Source organism: Vibrio sp. YT-17, from assembly GCF_033337375.1.
GTDB lineage: Bacteria > Pseudomonadota > Gammaproteobacteria > Enterobacterales > Vibrionaceae > Vibrio > Vibrio alginolyticus.
Map to the genome: position 1 here is coordinate 1 of NZ_JAWOQP010000065.1, position 1,755 is coordinate 1,755.

Annotated in this window: 1 protein-coding gene; it reads right to left on the bottom strand. The window is 48.3% G+C overall.

Annotated elements, in window-relative coordinates:
- Positions 1 to 1,701: 2-succinyl-5-enolpyruvyl-6-hydroxy-3-cyclohexene-1-carboxylic-acid synthase (gene menD, locus R7F67_RS23850; RefSeq protein ID WP_318057415.1), on the bottom strand; the 1,701-nt coding region annotated here is incomplete at its 3' end.
- Positions 1,702 to 1,755: the final 54 nt, after the last annotated feature.

A 1,755-nucleotide genomic window follows, 5' to 3' on the forward strand; every position in this document is an offset into this window, starting at 1 on the left:
TAGGCTCTTATTAAATGCCTTTATCAACTCTGCGGCTTGGCTTGGTGGAGTTTGAACTTCCACCAGCATTGTGCCTTGGCCGCTCGACAAGTGCTCGGCAATCATTGCTTGATACATTTGTAATGTAGTTGGCTTTTCATACTTTAAGCCAAACTGCTTAGCTGCATGTTCAAACTGATAACCGTGGGGCATTTGGTAGTACGCAGTGCGATGCTCCTGAGGCACTGGCAACATATCGAAAATCGCACCACCATCATTGTTTGTGACCACAAGTACTGATGGCAGATCATTACGAGAAAACAGCGCGAGCGAGTTGAGGTCATAAAGCGCCGATGTATCTCCGATGTACATCAATAGCGGCTTGCCTCGTGAGCGCTGCACACCAGAAGCTGTGGCAAATAGACCATCAATACCCGACGCTCCGCGATTGGTAAACACCTCAGTATTTAATCGGCCAAACATATCGACCAATCGAACAAACAAGCTGTTACCGAGAAAGACATCGACGCTCTGCGTTCGCTCTTCAATGTCAGCCGCTAACGCGATTTCATTAAGCGTTGAAGCTGATGAAGACAGAAACTCATCGCGAATGTGAGCGCGAACATGGGTTATATCGGTCAGCAATCCATCAGCCCACCCTTGAGTACTTGAGCTCTTAACATCAACACGCTCGACCCAACTTTTAGGTGATGCAGCCCAATGCAATTGCGGAAGGTGTGTTTGGTTATCGCGGCTTAAACTTGGCGAGATAAACCAGTACTGAACATCTCGGCCTTGTTGGCTTTGCGACACCTGTTTATTAATCCATTGGTTCAATCGCTTAGATATGATGCGGCTACCAAACTGGAGCAGCAAATCACATTCGTCGAGTTGGCTGGCCAACTTAGGCTGTTGTAACCACAAATCATAATGTGACCAACCGGAGCTAACTCCACTTTGCGGATCCGCCAATACAGGCCACCCCATTTGCTGTGCAAACGCTTTTGCCGCTTGCGCGTGATCAGCAGGTAAGCTGCCAATAACAACCACGCCTTTTCTATCAGCACAAAATGGAATGTCACGGAATGATGGACTGACGAATCGTTGAGTATATGTTTGACCGCCTTTGCGCCACGCTTCGACACTGTTCAGGTAGCTTTGGTAAGCGCTTTTTTCCCCGTCAGAATACAGCGGCTCAGGAAAGGCGCAGTTAATGTGAACCGCGCTGCCATGTAACTGCTGGTTAAACATCACCTCATCAACCGAAGTGATTAACCAGTTGAGCGGCGTATTTAAGCTCGGACTTGGCAAGTTCAAATTTGCCGATACATGCTGCGAAAAAATCCCAAGCTGATTAATTGCTTGGTTTGCGCCACAACCGACGAGTTCAACAGGGCGGTCAGCAGTAAGCAAAACCAGTTTTTCGCCCGTTAATTTAGCTTCTGCTACCGCAGGCAACAAGTTTGCGACCGCAGTGCCAGAAGTCACGATAACGGCTACCGGCTCTTGGCTCGCTTTCGCCAAACCAAGCGCCATAAAACCTAATCCACGCTCATCAAAATGAGTATGAATGGAAAAATTTGGCTGTTCCGCCGCTTCTAAAGTCAAAGGAGTCGAACGCGACCCCGGCGCGATACAAACATGCTTCACACCAAATCGGTGAAGCTCAGTCAAAATGGTCTCTGACCAAATTCGATTGAGAACCGCTTGATCGTAACTCATGATGCTACTCCAAGCGGCGGATGATCGGAAATCAACGTTAACAGCGTCGACATC